The sequence below is a fragment of the Promicromonospora iranensis genome (assembly GCF_028994775.1).
GTDB lineage: Bacteria > Actinomycetota > Actinomycetes > Actinomycetales > Cellulomonadaceae > Promicromonospora > Promicromonospora iranensis_A.
This window is the reverse complement of the sequence record NZ_JAJQMN010000008.1, coordinates 109,200-123,570: the sequence shown is the minus strand read 5'-3', so window position 1 is coordinate 123,570 and position 14,371 is coordinate 109,200. Positions and strand designations below refer to the sequence as shown.

The following is a 14,371-nucleotide window of genomic DNA, read 5'->3' as shown; positions in this document are numbered from 1 at the left end:
ACAGCAACAGATCCTGGGCGGGCGGGCCGGCCGGCCAGAGGCGTGCGTCACCTCGCCTTGATGACCGCGAGCACCTCGTGCAGCAGCCCCGTGAACGAGCGCACGCGCTGCACGGTCGGACCGAACGGCAGGTCGGTCGCCGCCGCGTCGGCCCGGAGGCCGACGAAGATCGGCAGCTCCGGATAGCTCTCGTTCACCGCGTGCACGACGTCGAGGTCCGGCTTGTTCTGGGTGGTGGCCAGGACCACGGCCGTCGGCCGGACCATCGTCACCAGCTCGACCGAGCGGTGCGTGCTCGCCGGGCCCGTGACGATCCGCGCCATCGAACCCTGGGCGGCCAGCGCCGCGGCGAGGGCGTGCGCCGACAGCGGCACCACCTCGTCGGGCGCCGCGAACACGAGGACGATCTTGCGCATCCGGCTCGGGTGGTTGGCCGGCGGGCCGCCCGCCTCGACCATCACCCGCTCGAACTCCTCGGTGTAGTGCCGCAGCGCGCGCAGCGCGGCGGTCGCCAGCACCACCTCGGGCATCTCGCCCGGCCCGGCGAGGACGGTGCGCTCGGAGAGGCGCAGCCAGGCGGGCTCGACCAGGTCGGTCCACCACGTCGCGGGGTCCCCCTCTGGGCCCAGCGCGAGCAGGTTGTCGCATGCGGTCCTGCTGTAGGCCAGGGCGGCGTCGACCAGGGCGGACACCCGGCCCGACGTCGGTGCGGGAGCCGCACCCGATGCGGGCCGGGGGCCGGCTGCGGCAGGTGTGTCACCACCCGTCGCACCGCCGGGGAGCGCCCGCAGGCGCGCCCGTCCGCGAGGCTCCTCCTTCGGATCCACCCCGTCCTTGCCGGCCGGCGGGTCCTCGGCGCCGGCCTCGGCGGGCGCCTCGACCGTGCCGAGGAACGTCTCGGCGAAGTCCGGCTCCGCACCGTCCTCCGACTCGTCCTCCACCTGCACGGCGGGCAGTGCGGCCGCGGTCCGGGTGGCCACCTCGAGCTCGGCCTCCCCCGCCTCGACCGCGGCCCGCGCGGCGTCCACCGGTGCGACACCCTCGAGCGTGAGGCGCCGCATCACGAGGAGGCGGGCCACGTCGTCCGGCGTGTAGCGGCGGTGCGATCCGGCGGTCCGGCCCGACGGGCCGAGCCCGTACCGGCGGTCCCACGTACGGAGGGTCGCCGGCGCGACCCCGAGGCGTCTGGCTACGGCGGCGACGGCCAGTCCGGGGCTGGACGCACGTGACCCGCCCGAGCTCTGGGCAGGCCGCGAAGATGTCATGGACTCGATTCTGCCGACCTGGGCCTCTCTGCGCCACTGCGAAACCCGGCGTGCCGCCGATCTCGGTGGAATCTGGTCGAGACCGGAACAAAACCGGTCAGCCCTGGCGCGGTTCCCCTGACCCGATTCGAGCCGGGTACGGACAAAACTGCCCCTTGAACAACTTCTGCACAACTTGTAGGTTGTTCGCCATGACGGAGATCTCGAGGCTTCCCGGTCCGGTGATGGAACTGTGGGAATGGCAGTACCAGGGGTCGTGCCGCGACGCGGACGACACCCTGTTCTTCCACCCCGAGGGTGAGCGCGGTTCGACGCGCCGCAGGCGCGCCGAGGCCGCCAAGGCGATCTGCCGCTCCTGCCCCGTGATGATGCAGTGCCGCGAGCAGTCGCTCCGCGTGCGCGAGCCGTACGGGGTGTGGGGCGGGCTCAGCGAGGACGAGCGGTCGGCCATCCTCGCCGGCAAGTCCGTCTCCGCCTGAACCACGCGTCACCTGAACCACTCGTCGTGCCGGAGTAGTCGTCCGGCGACGTAGTCACGCAGCACTGCCGCTGCTGGACTACTTCGCCGGACGACTACTTCGCCGGGCGAAGGCACTGCGCCGGGCACGGTCGCGTTCGACACCAGCGCCGGGCAAGGCAAAGGCCCCGCACCTCTCGGTGCGGGGCCTTCGTCTTCAGGCTGGCGTGAGCTGGGGTCAGCTCACGACCACGGCGAGGACGTCGCGGGCCGAGAGCACCAGGTACTCCTCACCCGCGTACTTGACCTCGGTGCCGCCGTACTTGGAGTAGATCACCTTGTCACCGACGGCGACGTCCAGCGGCACACGGTTGCCGTTGTCGTCGATGCGGCCCTGGCCAACGGCCAGAACCTCGCCCTCCTGGGGCTTCTCCTTGGCGGTGTCCGGGATGACCAGGCCGGAAGCGGTCGTGGTCTCGGCTTCGAGAGCCTTGACGACGATCCGGTCCTCGAGCGGCTTGATGGGGACCGACACGTCGGACCTCCTCTTTCGTGAGCGGATCGAGAGATCAGCTGCGTGATGGACTGAGTGGCTCGAACGTTCGACGGTCCGCCGTCGTCGCGGGTGCCGGCGGGCACGAACGTCTGGGTTCTCCCCCGCGGGCCCGAGAACCGGGATCCCGCGGCGGTGAACAACCCCAAATCTAGGTCGGCGCTAGCACTCGGTCAAGGCGAGTGCCAATCGGGTGGAGTGGATCACACCACGTCCGCCCGACGCGCCGCCGCCACACCGGAATCTCGCCATCTCCACGAAAAGGTTCCGTCGCGCCGCTCGTCACGACCAGGACAAACGTGGAAAGATCTTCCCATGGATGCGGCGATTCTGAGCAAACTGCTCAGCCCAGACGGCTGGGCCCTGCTTGGTGCCCTCCCGCCCTATGACGAGCGACACGCGATGAAGACCGTAACCACCCTGCGGGCCAAGGGAGTGGCCCCGGATCTGGCGGCCGCGGTGGTGACCCAGTCCAGGCTGCGCGCCCGGGCCCGGGCCAAGTTCGGTGACTTCGCCGACGGGATGCTCTTCACCGCCGACGGCCTGGAGCAGGCCACCCGGCTCCTCGTCGCGGCGCTGCACGCCCGACGCTACCTCTCCGCTGGCATCACCGGCATCGCGGACCTGACCTGCGGCATCGGTGCCGACTCGCTCGCCTTCGCCGGGACCGGCCTCCGCGTGGTGGCCACCGAGCTGGACGAGTGCACCGCCGCCATCGCGCAGTGGAACCTGCGCCACTTCCCCGAGGCGGACGTGCGGCACGCCGACGGCCTGTCCCTCGATCTGCGTGCCGAGGGCATCGAGGGTGTCTACGCCGACCCTGCCCGCCGTGTGAGCGGCGGATCGGGCGCACGCAGCCGCCGGATCTTCGACCCACGCGCCTATGAGCCCCCGCTCGACTCCGTCTGGGCGCTGCGCGGGACCGTGGCCGCCGTGGGCATCAAGGTCGGCCCCGGCATCCCGCACGACGGGCTCCCGGACGACGCCGAGACGCAGTGGGTCTCGGTCAACGGCGACGTGGTCGAGGCAGGGCTCTGGTTCGGCCCGCTCGCGCCCGACGGTCCAGGGCGGTCGGCGCTCGTGCTGCGCACCTTCACCGACGACGACGGCAAGGAGCACACCCTGAGCCGCACGGTTCGGGGCGACGACGTCGTGCCGGACGTCGGCGGCGTCGGACAGTACCTCTACGAACCCGACGGGGCCGTCATCCGCGCCGGGCTCGTCGGCCAGGCCGCCGCCGAGCTGGGCGGACGCCTCGTCGACCCGACCATCGCGTACGTCACCACGGACAGCCCCGCCGACCTTCCGCCCGCCCGGCCCGCCGACTCGGTCGGGGCCCGGGCACCGATCGCCACCGGCTACCGGGTGCTCGACACCATGCCGTTCGGCCTGAAGCGGCTCAAGGCGTACCTGCGTGACCGGAACGTCGGACGCATCACGATCAAGAAGCGCGGCACCGCCGTGGTGCCTGAACAACTTCGCAAGCAGCTCGTGCTCACCGGGACCGAGGAGGCGACGATCGTGCTCACACGCGTGGCAGGCAACCAACAGGTACTCCTCGTCGAACCACTGGGACCCGTATGAGCTCGCCGGCTCGACTCGGCTTCGGCGAATCTCCGCGCTCCACCGTCGGCCTGGAGTGGGAGATCGGGCTGGTCCGGTCCGATACCGCGGACCTCGCCCAGTCCGGACCCGAGGTGCTCGAGGCGCTCGCGCGGGACGCCGTCGGACCACCGGAGGGGGCGGCGGTCTATGCCCCGCACGTGGCCGGCGAGTTCATGAAGAACACGGTCGAGCTGGTGACCGGCGTCTGCCGCACCGTGACGGACGCGGGGACCGACCTCACGCACCTCTTCGAACGTGTGCGGGCGGTGACCGACCCGCTGGGGCTCGACCTGATGGGTGGCGGCACGCACCCGTTCGCGCAGGCCGCCGATCAGCTGGTCGGCGAGAAGGAGCGCTACACCCGCATCATGGAGCGCACTGGCGTGTGGGGCGCACAGCTGATCATCTGGGGGCTGCACGTCCACGTCGGGATCGAGCACCGTGACAAGGCGCTGCCGCTGATGCGCGCGATGCTCACCTACTTCCCGCACCTCCAGGCGTTGTCGGCCGGGTCGCCGTACTGGGCCGGCCAGCCCACGGGATACGCGTCCAACCGGTCGCTGCTGTTCCAGCAGATCCCGAGCTCCGGGCTACCGGTCCCGTTCGAGACCTGGCAGGAGCTCGAGTCGTACGCGGGCGACATGCTGCACGTCGGCGCGGTCGAGGCGTTCAACGAGGTCCACTGGGACGTGCGGCCCTCGCCGAAGTTCGGCACGCTCGAGGTGCGGGTCTGCGACGGCCCGACCAACCTGTCCGAGGCCCTCGTGCTGGCCGCGCTGGTGCACTGCCTCGTGGAGCACCTGTCGACCCAGCTGGACCAGGGCCGGACCCTGCCGGTCCTGCCGTCGTGGTTCGTGCAGGAGAACAAGTTCCGCTCGGCCCGCTACGGCCTCGACGCCACGGTGATCCTGGACGCCGACGGCAACCAGGGGCCGATCATCGACGCCATCGGCAAGCTGCTCGTCGAGCTGGAGCCGGTCGCGCACCGGCTCGGCTGCACGGCGGAGCTCGCCGGTGTCCGGGAGATCATCCGCTCGGGCGCCTCGTACCAGCGGCAGCAGGCGGTGGCCGCGGCGCACGACGGCGACCTGGTGCCGGTCGTGCGCTCGATGGTGGCGGAGATGCGGGCGGGCCACCCGCTGACCCCCTGACCGGCCTCACCGTTGGTCGAGCAAGACCAGTGGTCGAGCTTGTCGAGACCTGGTGAGGTCTCGACAGGCTCGGCCGACGGGAGCGACGTCGGGTCAGACGACCTGCGAGACCTCGTCGAACTCGAGGCGCGGAGCACGGGGCCGGCTGGTGTCGGCGCCCTCGGCCGAGCTGACGTTGACGACGAGGAAGCCCTTCCAGCCGTTCTCGCCGAAGAACTCCGCGTCGATACCGTCGTAGATGCCGTGCATCGGCCCGGCCGACAGGCCCGCGGCCCGCAGGCCCACGATCAGGTAGCCGGCCTGCAGCAGCGCGTTGGTCCGCGCGGCGGAGGCCCGCGCCTCGTCGTCGGCCGCGAACATGTCGCGGGCGCCCGGCATGTGCGGGACCAGTACGTCGAGGCGCTCGTGGAATTCGGGGTCGTACGCGAGCACGAGGGTGACAGGCGCGTTCGCCACGCGCTCCTGGTTGCCCTCGGGCATGTTCGCGACGAGGCGCCGACGCGCTTCCGGCGTGCGGACGACCAGCACCCGCAGGGGGCTGACGTTCATCGAGGTGGGGCCCCACTTGATGAGGTCGTAGACGGCAGCGAGCTGCTCGTCGGTCACGTCGGACTCGGCGAACGTCGTCACGGTGCGCGCCGTGCGGAACAGGCGGTCGGCGGTCGCGTCGTCGATGGCGAGGCCTGAAGCCTCAAGAGTCTCGGTCATGCCGGTGCCAACAAGGTTGCCCCTAGCGATAGTTCCGATTTCAACTATGAAGCCGGACACACGACAGGGCGGCACACCACCGAACCACCGCGACCAATTAGGCTGGAGCACATGGCAGAACCCCTGGTCCTCGGCATCGAGACCTCTTGCGACGAGACCGGTGTCGCTCTGGTCCGTGGAAACGAGCTGTTGGTCGACGCCGTCGCCAGCTCGATGGAAGAGCACGCCCGCTACGGCGGCATCATCCCCGAGGTCGCCAGCCGTGCCCACCTCGAGGCGATGATCCCGACCATCCAGAAGGCGCTCGGTGACGCTGACGTCGACCTGTCCGAGATCGACGCGGTCGCCGTCACGGCGGGACCCGGCCTCGTCGGGCCGCTCACCATCGGGGCGTCCGCCGCGAAGGCCCTCTCGATCGGCCTGAACAAGCCGCTGTACGGCGTCAACCACGTCATCGGGCACGCTTGCGTGGACCAGCTCGTCGACGGGCCGCTGCCGGAGCGGGCGATGGCACTCGTCGTGAGCGGCGGCCACAGCTCGCTGCTCATGGTGGACGACATCGCCACCGACGTCACGGAGCTCGGCTCCACCCTGGACGACGCCGCCGGCGAGGCCTTCGACAAGGTCGGCCGCCTGCTGGGGCTGCCCTACCCCGGCGGCCCGCACGTGGACCGGCTCGCACGCGAGGGCGACCCCACCGCGATCCGCTTCCCCCGGGGCCTCACCGCCGCGAAGGACCAGGCCAAGCACGCCTACGACTTCTCCTTCTCCGGCCTCAAGACGGCGGTCGCCCGCTGGGTCGAGGCGCGTACCGACGCAGGGCAGGCCATCCCCGTGCACGACGTCGCGGCGTCGTTCGCGGAGGCCGTCGCCGACGTCCTCACCGCCAAGACCATCGCCGCCTGCCACAAGCACGGTGTGGACACGCTGGTGATCGGCGGCGGGTTCTCGGCCAACAGCCAGCTGCGGGAGATGGCGGCCAAGCGCTGTGCCGAGGCCGGGATCGACCTGCGGATCCCTCCGATCCGCTACTGCACCGACAACGGCGCGATGATCGCGGCGCTGGGCTCCGCCGTCGTGCGCGCGGGGGTCGCGCCGAGCAGCCTGGACATCCCGGTGGACTCGTCGATGCCGCTCACGACCATCACCGTCTGAGCGCGCGGCGACCGCGGGTTGGGCCCGCCCGGAGTCGTCGGCTGAAATGTGCCCGCAGGGCACGCCGATGGCTCTACGCTGCGTCCCGTGCCCGACAGAACGCTGGAGAAGCTCGAGCCCGTCCCTGTCATCGAGACGGCTCGCCGCCTGCGCGACCGCATCGGCGCCCGGTTCCCTGAGCGGGGCATCCACCGGGTCGCTCAGGAGCTCGTCTCCCTGACCGAGCAGGTGGCGGACACGTCCGCCGGGTCCCGCCGGCGCAGCCGCCTCGTCCGCGCCGGGTCCCAGACGGTGATCGGCATCGTGGTGCTGGTCGCCCTGTTCGCCTTCGGCTTCGCGGTCGAATCGGCGTTCACCGACGCCCCGGACAACGGCCTCGACTGGCTCCCGCTCATCGAGAGCGCGGTGAACGACATCGTGTTCGTCGCCATCGCCGTCGTGCTGCTGCACTCGTTCCCGGAGCGCGTCCAGCGGTCCGACCTGCTGGCCAAGCTGCACCGGCTGCGCTCCCTGGCGCACATCATCGACATGCACCAGCTCACCAAGGAGCCGGAGAGCCTCCGGGACGCCTTCTTGGGCGGGACCGACGGCGCCGACGTCGGCCTCACGCCCGAGCAGATCGAGTACTACCTGGAGTACTGCACCGAGCTCCTGTCCCTCGTGAGCAAGGCCGCGGCACTGTGCGCCGAGGAGTCGCAGGACGACATCGTGCTGAACACGGTGTCGACCATCGAGACGCTCACCATGGGCATGTCGCGCAAGGTGTGGCAGAAGATCACGGTGCTCAGCGAGGAGCGCGCCGCGCGCTGAGCACCGGACCGGTCGCTACTCGCCGGTCGCGACCTCGCGCCCCGGGTCGTTCGACCACTGCGACCACGAGCCGGGGTACAGGGCCGCGTCCACGCCGGCGACGGCGAGCGCGGCCACCTGGTGCGCTGCCGTGACGCCGGAGCCGCAGTACACCCCGATGGGCCGGCCGGTCGAGGAGCCCGCGTCGTCGTCGCTGGACCCGCCTGATCCGCCGGTGCCGCCGGACCCGCTGGTCGAGCCCGCCCCACCGCTGGTCGAACCGGTCGAGACCCCCAGCCCGCCGAACCGCCGCTTCAGCTCCGCCGTCGACAGGAAGCGGCCGTCCTCGCGCAGGTTCTCGGTGGTCGGCGCGCTGGCCGCACCCGGGATGTGCCCGGCCTTCGGGTCCACGGGCTCCACCTCGCCGCGGAAGCGCTCGGCGGCACGGGCGTCCAGGAGCACGCCCTCGCCGCCGGCCAGGGCTGCTGCCTCGTCCGCGTCCAGGACGGGCATCCCGCCCGGCCGCACGACGACGTCGCCCGGCTCCGGCGTGACGTCACCCGGTTCGAGGGCGAGGCCCTCCGCGGTCCAGGCCGCGAGGCCACCGTCGAGGATGCGCACGTCGGGTACGCCGAAGTAGCGCAGGAGCCACCAGGCGCGGGCCGCGGAGGTGCCACCGACGGAGTCGTAGACGACGACGCGTGAACCCGCCGAGACGCCCCAGCGGCGCGCGGCCTGCTGGAACGCCGACGCCGAGGGCAGCGGGTGCCGCCCCGCGGCCGGCGACGCGTGCGCGGCGAGCTCGGTCTCCAGGTCCACGTACACGGCACCCGGGAGGTGGCCCGCACGGTACTGGTCGTGACCGTCGGTCATGCCGAGCGCCCACCGGACGTCGAGAACGACGGGGCGCCCCTCGACCGGGTCCGCCCCCGGGCCGATCTGCAGGTCGTCGGCCAGCGCGGCGGCGCCCACCAGAACTCGTTCCCTCATGCCGCGTCGCCCGGTGCGTCGCCCGGTGCGTCGTCAGGAGCGTCGACCGGGGCGCCCACCGGTGCGTCCGCCGTGTCGTCGGCGGCGACGGACAGGTCGAGGCGCATGGTGTACGCGTCCACGTTCTCCGGCTGGTAGTAGCGCTTGCGCACGCCGAGGATCTCGAACCCGAGCTCCCGGTACAGCTCGATGGCCGGCGTGTTGTCGACGCGCACCTCCAGCAGCACCGCCTCGGCCTTGACCTTGCGGGACCGTTCGAGCAGCGCGGCCATGAGCTGCCGGCCCACCCCGTGCCGCTGCGCGGCCGGGTCGACGCCGATGGTCATGATCTGCGTGACGTCGCCGTCGAACCACAGGCCCGCGTAGCCGACGACGGGCTGCTCCCCCGCCCGGTCGAGCCGCTCCGGCTCCGCCACGATGTACCAGCGGCCGAGGCCGGCGAGCTCGTCGGCGAGCATCCCGTAGGTCCAGGCCCCCCGGCCGAACAGCTGACGCTCCAGCTCCAGCACGCGGTCGAAGTCGGCGTTCCGCAGCGGTCGGAGCCGCACCTCGGTGATCATGCGACACCCCCGGCCGCACCGGTGGTCGCACCCGAACCGGTGGTCGCGCCCGTCGGGACCCGTCCCGGCTCGTGCACGTCCGGACGGCGCAGGTACAAGGGCTCAGCGGGCTGTTCCTCGTCCGCCTCGCGACGGACGAGCGCGAGCCGGGCCAGGACCGTCGCGTCGGGGACCAGGGGTGCGTCGTCGGCCACGGGGAGGAACTCCGGGTAGAGCATCGCCCCCTCGCCGACCACGACGGGCAGCTGCCCGTCCTCCGTGTCGGGTGCGGCGAGCTGCGCCTGCGCGACGAAACCCGCCCGGTCGACGTCCGGCCCTGCCAGTCGCTCCACCACCGGGACACCGTGCGGTCCCTCGTGCGAGATCACGCGGTACCGGGCCCAGTAGACCTCCTTGCGGCGCGCGTCGGAGGTCGCGAGGATCTCCGCGCCCGACCGCAGCCCGAGGTCGCTGACGGCCTGCACGGCCAGCGCGTCGAGGCTCGGCACACCCAGCACCGGGACGCCGATCGTGAGCGCGAGCGTCCGCGCCGTGACGAGCCCGACGCGCAGGCCCGTGAACGGGGCGGGTCCCGTGCCTGCGACGACGGCGGTCAGGCCGCTGGGCTCGACCCCTGCCTCGGCGAGAACCTCCTCGATCAAGGGTGCGAGCGACTCGGCGTGCCTGCGGCGCTCGTCCGAGGTGCGGGACGCGAGGCGCGCTCCGTCCTCGTCGACGAGGGAGACGGCGACGGCTGCTGAAGTATCGAGAGCGAGAACGGCCACGTGACCAGGGTATTACGCCGGTCGCGCGACGCGCCTCAGCCCAGCAGGGCGCCCAGATCGATGCCGGCCCAGCGCTGCCCGACGGCGCGGATCGTCGCGGTACGGGTCCCTGCCTCCGGGTCCTCCTCCATGGCGGCACCGGGGTCGAACGACGGCGCGCCCCGCGGGCGTTCCAGGTCGATCTCCAGCCGGTCGTCCGCGAGCGCCTCGGCCAGCCCGCGGCCCCACTCCACCACCGTCACGGTGTCCGCGAGGGACGAGTCCAGATCGAGCGCGTCGAGCTCGCTCAGCCCACCGAGGCGGTAGGCGTCGACGTGCACCAGGCCGGGGCCGCTGGTCCCGTCGGCACGCGGCAGCGGAGGGTGCTCCCGCGCCACGATGAAGGTCGGCGAGGCGACCTGGCCGCGCACGCGCAGCGTGGCACCGATGCCCTGGGTCAGGGTCGTCTTGCCGGCGCCGAGGTCGCCCGTGAGGATCACCAGGTCCCCGGCGCGGAGCTCGCCCGCGAGGGCCGCACCCAGCGCGCGCGTCGCCTCGGCGTCGGGCAGCTCCAGCGTCACCACCTCCGACGTCGTGATGTCGCCCTGTTCTCCTGTTGCCCCGCTCACGCGGTCTCCCTTCCTGCCGTGCCCGCGTACACGCGGGGCACGCGCGCCCCGAGGCGCGTCACGATCTCGTAGCTGATGGTGCCGGCGGCCTGCGCCCAGTCCTCGGCGTTGGGTGCGCCGGCGCGGGCCAGCCCGTCCGACGCCCCGAACAGCGTGACCACGTCACCGGCCTGTTCCGGAGCGTACGGGCCGAGGTCGAGGATCACCTGATCCATGCACACCCGGCCGGCGATGCGCAGCACGCGGGCGGTGCCGAGGCCGGCCCCGGCTGCCGCGACGTCGTCCACGGCCCCGCCCACCAGGACCGGGCCGCCGGGGCCGAGAGAGCCGCCGGACGCGTGCCGCGGGATCCCGTCTCCGTACCCGAGCGGGATCACACCGAGCACCGTGTCCTGCGTGGTGGTGTAGAAGTGGCCGTACGAGACGCCGTGCCCCGCCGGCACGCGCTTGACGGTGGCGAGCCGGGCCTCCAGCGTCATGGCCGGGCGCAGGCCGTAGTCGCCCGGCGCCCCCAGGTGCGGTACCGGCGACAGGCCGTAGACGGCGATGCCGGGGCGCACCAGGTCGTAGTGGGCGGACGGGTTGGTGAGGGTCGCCGCGGAGTTGGCGATGTGCCGCACCTCGAGGGGCATGCCGGCCGCCTCGACGGTGCGGATCGCGTCCTCGAAGACATGGGTCTGCATCTTCACCGACGGGTCGTCGGGCTCGTCCGCGAGGGCGAGGTGCGACATGAGTCCGACGACCGCGAGCGCGCCCTCGGCCTGCAGCGCGGCTGCCCGGTCGAGGACGGCCGGCAGGTCGTCCGGCATGATCCCGTTGCGGCCGAGCCCGGTGTCGACCTTGAGGTGCACGCGGGCGGTCCGGCCGGCGGCGCGGGCGCCGTCGGCCACCTCGTCGAGGGCCCAGGCGGCCGCGACCGCCACGTCGACGTCGTTGCGGATCAGGTCGGCGAACGGGGCGCCGGGCGCGTAGAGCCAGGTCAGGATCCGATGCCCGGGTCCGACGGCGGCACGGACCGCCAGCGCCTCCGCGCCGTGCGCCACGCCGATCCAGGTCGCGCCGCCCGCGAGCGCCGCCCGGGCCGCCGGGGCCAGCCCGTGTCCGTACGCGTCTGCCTTGACGACTGCCATGACCTGCGCGGTCGGGGCGGTCGCCCGCAGGGCGCGCACGTTGTCGCGGATCGCGTCGAGATCGACGACGGCGCGGGCTGGGTGATCGGGGGCGGTGCTCATCGCACCGATTCTCGCACCTGGCGCCCGTCCGGGGGTCCCCACTCGCTCAGGGTCCTGCGGGACTCGAAACGGCGGGGCCGTCCGGACAGCGGGTCGGTGAGCTCGAGGGACCGGGACAGGAGCTGCAGCGGGCGGTCGAAGTCGTCCGGATCACTGTCGCGGAGCGCCGGCCAGAACGGGTCGTGCAGGATCGGCAGTCCGAGCGACGCCATGTGCAGCCGGAGCTGGTGGGTCTTGCCGGTGTGCGGCTCGAGGCGGTAGAGGCCCAGGCCCCGCGCCTCGTCGGCCGCCGCGAGCGTGACGAGCGACTCGGCGTTCGGCTCGCCGGGCACCTCCTCGGCCCGGGTGACGCCGCGCCGCTTCACGATGCGGCTACGGAGCGTGACGGGTTCACCCTGGGCGACCCGGGCGGCGTCCGGCGGCGCACAGTCCGACAGCGTCAGCGGCGCCACCGCCTCGTAGACCTTGCGTACCTCGCGCCGGGCGAACGCCTCCTGGTACGCACCGCGCACCTCCGGCCGCACGGTGAGGACCAGCACGCCCGCCGTGCCGCGGTCGAGCCGGTGCGCCGGCGAGAGCTCGGGCAGGTCCAGGGCGACCCGGAGGCGGACCAGGGCGGTCTCCCGTACCCACCGCCCGCGTGGCATCGTCGCGAGGAAGTGCGGCTTGTCCACGACCAGCAGGTTCTCGTCGCGATGCAGCACCTCCGGCTCGAACGGGATCCTCTCCTCGTGCGCGGGCGGGTCGCGGTACAGGTAGAGGAAGCCGCGCGGCTCGTACGGCGTCGTCGGGGTGAGCGGCTCGCCGTGGCCCGTGACGATCTCGCCGAGGTCCAGCTTCTCGAGCAGGCGCGCCTCGTCGTCGCGGAAGCGGTCCAGGAGGTAGTCGAGCGCACGGGGGAACCGCGTGACCACCGCGGGGTCGTGGGGCAGCACGAGCCGGGTCGGGTTGAGCCCGTCCCGCACGGGCAGCGGCGGTCGGTGCTTGGCGGGGCCAGGCGTGCGCACACCATCAACCTATCCTCCCGAGCGCGCCCGCCGGTCCCGGAGGGTTCCGTCGACCCGGACAACGGGTAGAGGATGGGCGGGTGACCCTCTACGACATCCCCTTCCACACGATGGACGGCACCGAGATCTCGCTGGCCGAGCACAAGGACGAGGTGGTGCTCGTCGTCAACGTGGCCTCGCGGTGCGGCCTGGCGCCGCAGTACGAGACCCTGGAGAGGCTGCAGAAGAAGTACCAGGACCGGGGTTTCACCGTGCTGGGCTTCCCCAGCAACCAGTTCCTGCAGGAGCTGAGCTCGAACGAGAAGATCGCCGAGTTCTGCTCCATGACCTACGGCGTCACGTTCCCCGTGCTCGACAGGATCAGGCTGAACGGGCGGCACGCCCACCCGCTCTACGTCGAGCTCAAGAAGACCGAGGACGCCGGAGGACACTCGGGCAAGATCCGCTGGAACTTCGAGAAGTTCCTGGTCCTGCCCGGCGGCGGCGTACGTCGGTACTCGCCGAAGACCCTGCCGGACGACCCTGCGATCATCGAGGAGATCGAGGCACACCTGCCGCGCTGAGGTTCAGGCCGCTCCGGTGGTGGCCGCCTCGTCAGGCGTCACCCGGAGCCAGCGTGAGCCGCATGGCGACCGGCACAACGTCCGAGGCGTCGCCGAGCCAGCCGGTCCACACCCTCGTCAGGCCCAGCTCCCTCCCGGGGTCGGGGTCCTCCGCGATCAGCCTGTGCTTGCTCACCAGCGGCATGGCCGTGAGCTCGCTGACCGTCAGAATGTCGATGACCAGCACGTCCACCCGATCGAGGCCGAACGCGAGCCAGTCCTGACTCACTCGCAGCGAGAGCGTGTCGAGCGCCGTCAGGCGGGACATCACTGCACTGAATGCTGTATCTGTCATGCAGCCTTGACGCTCGAGGTGCCCGGAGGTCACAGCACTTCGTGGAAATGTTGCAGACTGATTTTCGACAGGTAGGCCGCCCGGCCGACGGCTGCGTCCGCAAATCTCGACGGTGGTGCTCACGGCACGGCCTGGGCCTACGCTGTTGAGCATGGAACCGACCCGATTTCGGCAGGCCACGCCCGAGGACGCGCAGGCGCTCCTCGACGTCGAGCGCGCCGCCGGCATCGCGGCGCTCGGCCATATCTTCCCGCCGGGCATGTACCCCTTCCCGGCCGACGAGGTCCGGGCCAAGTGGGAGGCCGCGCTCGCCGAGCCCGGAGTCCGCGTGCTCGTGCTGGACGACGACGTCGACAGCTCCCGCCTCGCCTGCTTCGTCGCTCATGACGAGCGGCTGCTGCGACACCTCGCCGTGCACCCGGCCCGCTGGGGCGCCGGCCTCGCACGGGCGGCGATGGACGCGGCGGTCGCCGGGATGAGCGACCCGCGCCTGTGGTGCCTCGCCGACAACGACCAGGCCATCGGCTTCTACGAGCACCTCGGCTGGCGCCGTACGGGCCGCACCCAGGCATCGGACTACCCGCCGTTCCCGGACGAGGTGGAGATGGTCCTCCCCCGGGACTGACGGGC

17 protein-coding genes are annotated in these 14,371 nt (G+C 72.2%); 7 read left to right on the top strand and 10 right to left on the bottom strand.

Translation table 11 applies throughout. The features are described 5' to 3' along the window. Positions 1-47: 47 nt before the first annotated feature. On the bottom strand, positions 48-1,265 hold the full coding sequence (locus LUU90_RS16355) for a MerR family transcriptional regulator (RefSeq protein ID WP_275004605.1): 1,218 nt from the start codon (positions 1,263-1,265) through the stop codon (positions 48-50). Between the two features lie 191 nt (positions 1,266-1,456). Here LUU90_RS16355 and LUU90_RS16350 point away from each other — a divergent pair, with 191 nt between their 5' ends. Continuing rightward, positions 1,457-1,744: a WhiB family transcriptional regulator gene (locus tag LUU90_RS16350; RefSeq protein ID WP_274993201.1), complete on the top strand. Its 288-nt coding sequence runs from the start codon at positions 1,457-1,459 to the stop codon at positions 1,742-1,744. 216 nt (positions 1,745-1,960) lie between these two features. Here LUU90_RS16350 and groES read toward each other — a convergent pair whose 3' ends face one another. Continuing rightward, the gene (gene groES / locus LUU90_RS16345) at positions 1,961-2,257 is read right to left on the bottom strand and encodes a co-chaperone GroES (RefSeq protein ID WP_253869104.1); all 297 of its coding nucleotides are present in this window, start codon (positions 2,255-2,257) and stop codon (positions 1,961-1,963) included. Positions 2,258-2,590: 333 nt separating this feature from the next. Here groES and LUU90_RS16340 point away from each other — a divergent pair, with 333 nt between their 5' ends. Both LUU90_RS16340 and LUU90_RS16335 read left to right on the top strand, forming a co-directional pair. After that, on the top strand, positions 2,591-3,859 hold the full coding sequence (locus tag LUU90_RS16340; protein WP_275004604.1) for a class I SAM-dependent methyltransferase: 1,269 nt from the start codon (positions 2,591-2,593) through the stop codon (positions 3,857-3,859). Continuing rightward, a complete protein-coding gene (locus LUU90_RS16335; protein WP_275004603.1) occupies positions 3,856-5,031 on the top strand; it encodes a glutamate--cysteine ligase in 1,176 nt (391 codons plus the stop codon). Before LUU90_RS16340 ends, LUU90_RS16335 begins: the two co-directional genes overlap by 4 nt. Positions 5,032-5,124: 93 nt before the next feature. On the opposite strand, the gene LUU90_RS16330 is transcribed toward LUU90_RS16335, so the two are convergent. Next, the gene (locus LUU90_RS16330; protein WP_275004602.1) at positions 5,125-5,739 is read right to left on the bottom strand and encodes a malonic semialdehyde reductase; all 615 of its coding nucleotides are present in this window, start codon (positions 5,737-5,739) and stop codon (positions 5,125-5,127) included. 111 nt (positions 5,740-5,850) lie between these two features. Between LUU90_RS16330 and tsaD the strand changes: the two genes are divergently transcribed. Next, positions 5,851-6,894, top strand: a complete 1,044-nt coding sequence (tsaD, locus tag LUU90_RS16325) for a tRNA (adenosine(37)-N6)-threonylcarbamoyltransferase complex transferase subunit TsaD (protein WP_275004601.1) — start codon at positions 5,851-5,853, stop codon at positions 6,892-6,894. 87 nt (positions 6,895-6,981) lie between these two features. Then, positions 6,982-7,704: a hypothetical protein gene (locus LUU90_RS16320; protein ID WP_275004600.1), complete on the top strand. Its 723-nt coding sequence runs from the start codon at positions 6,982-6,984 to the stop codon at positions 7,702-7,704. A gap of 15 nt (positions 7,705-7,719) precedes the next feature. Here LUU90_RS16320 and LUU90_RS16315 read toward each other — a convergent pair whose 3' ends face one another. The 6 genes from LUU90_RS16315 to LUU90_RS16290 are packed head-to-tail and all read right to left on the bottom strand — an operon-like array spanning position 7,720 to position 12,844. Further along, on the bottom strand, positions 7,720-8,673 hold the full coding sequence (locus tag LUU90_RS16315) for a sulfurtransferase (protein WP_275004598.1): 954 nt from the start codon (positions 8,671-8,673) through the stop codon (positions 7,720-7,722). After that, positions 8,670-9,233, bottom strand: coding sequence for a ribosomal protein S18-alanine N-acetyltransferase (rimI, locus tag LUU90_RS16310; protein WP_275004596.1), 564 nt, complete (start codon positions 9,231-9,233; stop codon positions 8,670-8,672). Before rimI ends, LUU90_RS16315 begins: the two co-directional genes overlap by 4 nt. Further along, on the bottom strand, positions 9,230-9,997 hold the full coding sequence (tsaB, locus tag LUU90_RS16305) for a tRNA (adenosine(37)-N6)-threonylcarbamoyltransferase complex dimerization subunit type 1 TsaB (protein WP_275004594.1): 768 nt from the start codon (positions 9,995-9,997) through the stop codon (positions 9,230-9,232). Before tsaB ends, rimI begins: the two co-directional genes overlap by 4 nt. A 35-nt stretch (positions 9,998-10,032) precedes the next feature. Further along, positions 10,033-10,605: a tRNA (adenosine(37)-N6)-threonylcarbamoyltransferase complex ATPase subunit type 1 TsaE gene (gene tsaE / locus LUU90_RS16300; protein ID WP_275004593.1), complete on the bottom strand. Its 573-nt coding sequence runs from the start codon at positions 10,603-10,605 to the stop codon at positions 10,033-10,035. Next, positions 10,602-11,837: an alanine racemase gene (gene alr / locus LUU90_RS16295; protein ID WP_275004591.1), complete on the bottom strand. Its 1,236-nt coding sequence runs from the start codon at positions 11,835-11,837 to the stop codon at positions 10,602-10,604. The genes tsaE and alr overlap by 4 nt, the downstream gene beginning before the upstream one ends. After that, the gene (locus LUU90_RS16290; RefSeq protein WP_275004588.1) at positions 11,834-12,844 is read right to left on the bottom strand and encodes a pseudouridine synthase; all 1,011 of its coding nucleotides are present in this window, start codon (positions 12,842-12,844) and stop codon (positions 11,834-11,836) included. The genes alr and LUU90_RS16290 overlap by 4 nt, the downstream gene beginning before the upstream one ends. Before the next feature lie 80 nt (positions 12,845-12,924). Here LUU90_RS16290 and LUU90_RS16285 point away from each other — a divergent pair, with 80 nt between their 5' ends. Next, a complete protein-coding gene (locus LUU90_RS16285) occupies positions 12,925-13,407 on the top strand; it encodes a glutathione peroxidase (RefSeq protein ID WP_275004587.1) in 483 nt (160 codons plus the stop codon). Positions 13,408-13,438: 31 nt separating this feature from the next. On the opposite strand, the gene LUU90_RS16280 is transcribed toward LUU90_RS16285, so the two are convergent. Continuing rightward, positions 13,439-13,741: a hypothetical protein gene (locus tag LUU90_RS16280; RefSeq protein ID WP_275004585.1), complete on the bottom strand. Its 303-nt coding sequence runs from the start codon at positions 13,739-13,741 to the stop codon at positions 13,439-13,441. A gap of 151 nt (positions 13,742-13,892) precedes the next feature. Between LUU90_RS16280 and LUU90_RS16275 the strand changes: the two genes are divergently transcribed. Then, complete coding sequence (locus tag LUU90_RS16275; protein ID WP_275004584.1) at positions 13,893-14,366, top strand: GNAT family N-acetyltransferase; 474 nt, start codon at positions 13,893-13,895, stop codon at positions 14,364-14,366. The last annotated feature ends 5 nt before the right edge of the window (positions 14,367-14,371 follow it).

What these genes read in the sequence shown, in the direction of transcription:
- LUU90_RS16355 (WP_275004605.1), bottom strand. Translation starts at nt 1,265, where the DNA reads ATGACATCTTCGCGGCCTGCCCAGAGCTCGGGCGGGTCACGTGCGTCC.
- LUU90_RS16350 (WP_274993201.1), top strand. Translation starts at nt 1,457, where the DNA reads ATGACGGAGATCTCGAGGCTTCCCGGTCCGGTGATGGAACTGTGGGAA.
- LUU90_RS16340 (WP_275004604.1), top strand. Translation starts at nt 2,591, where the DNA reads ATGGATGCGGCGATTCTGAGCAAACTGCTCAGCCCAGACGGCTGGGCC.
- LUU90_RS16335 (WP_275004603.1), top strand. Translation starts at nt 3,856, where the DNA reads ATGAGCTCGCCGGCTCGACTCGGCTTCGGCGAATCTCCGCGCTCCACC.
- LUU90_RS16330 (WP_275004602.1), bottom strand. Translation starts at nt 5,739, where the DNA reads ATGACCGAGACTCTTGAGGCTTCAGGCCTCGCCATCGACGACGCGACC.
- tsaD (WP_275004601.1), top strand. Translation starts at nt 5,851, where the DNA reads ATGGCAGAACCCCTGGTCCTCGGCATCGAGACCTCTTGCGACGAGACC.
- LUU90_RS16315 (WP_275004598.1), bottom strand. Translation starts at nt 8,673, where the DNA reads ATGAGGGAACGAGTTCTGGTGGGCGCCGCCGCGCTGGCCGACGACCTG.
- rimI (WP_275004596.1), bottom strand. Translation starts at nt 9,233, where the DNA reads ATGATCACCGAGGTGCGGCTCCGACCGCTGCGGAACGCCGACTTCGAC.
- alr (WP_275004591.1), bottom strand. Translation starts at nt 11,837, where the DNA reads ATGAGCACCGCCCCCGATCACCCAGCCCGCGCCGTCGTCGATCTCGAC.
- LUU90_RS16280 (WP_275004585.1), bottom strand. Translation starts at nt 13,741, where the DNA reads ATGACAGATACAGCATTCAGTGCAGTGATGTCCCGCCTGACGGCGCTC.
- LUU90_RS16275 (WP_275004584.1), top strand. Translation starts at nt 13,893, where the DNA reads ATGGAACCGACCCGATTTCGGCAGGCCACGCCCGAGGACGCGCAGGCG.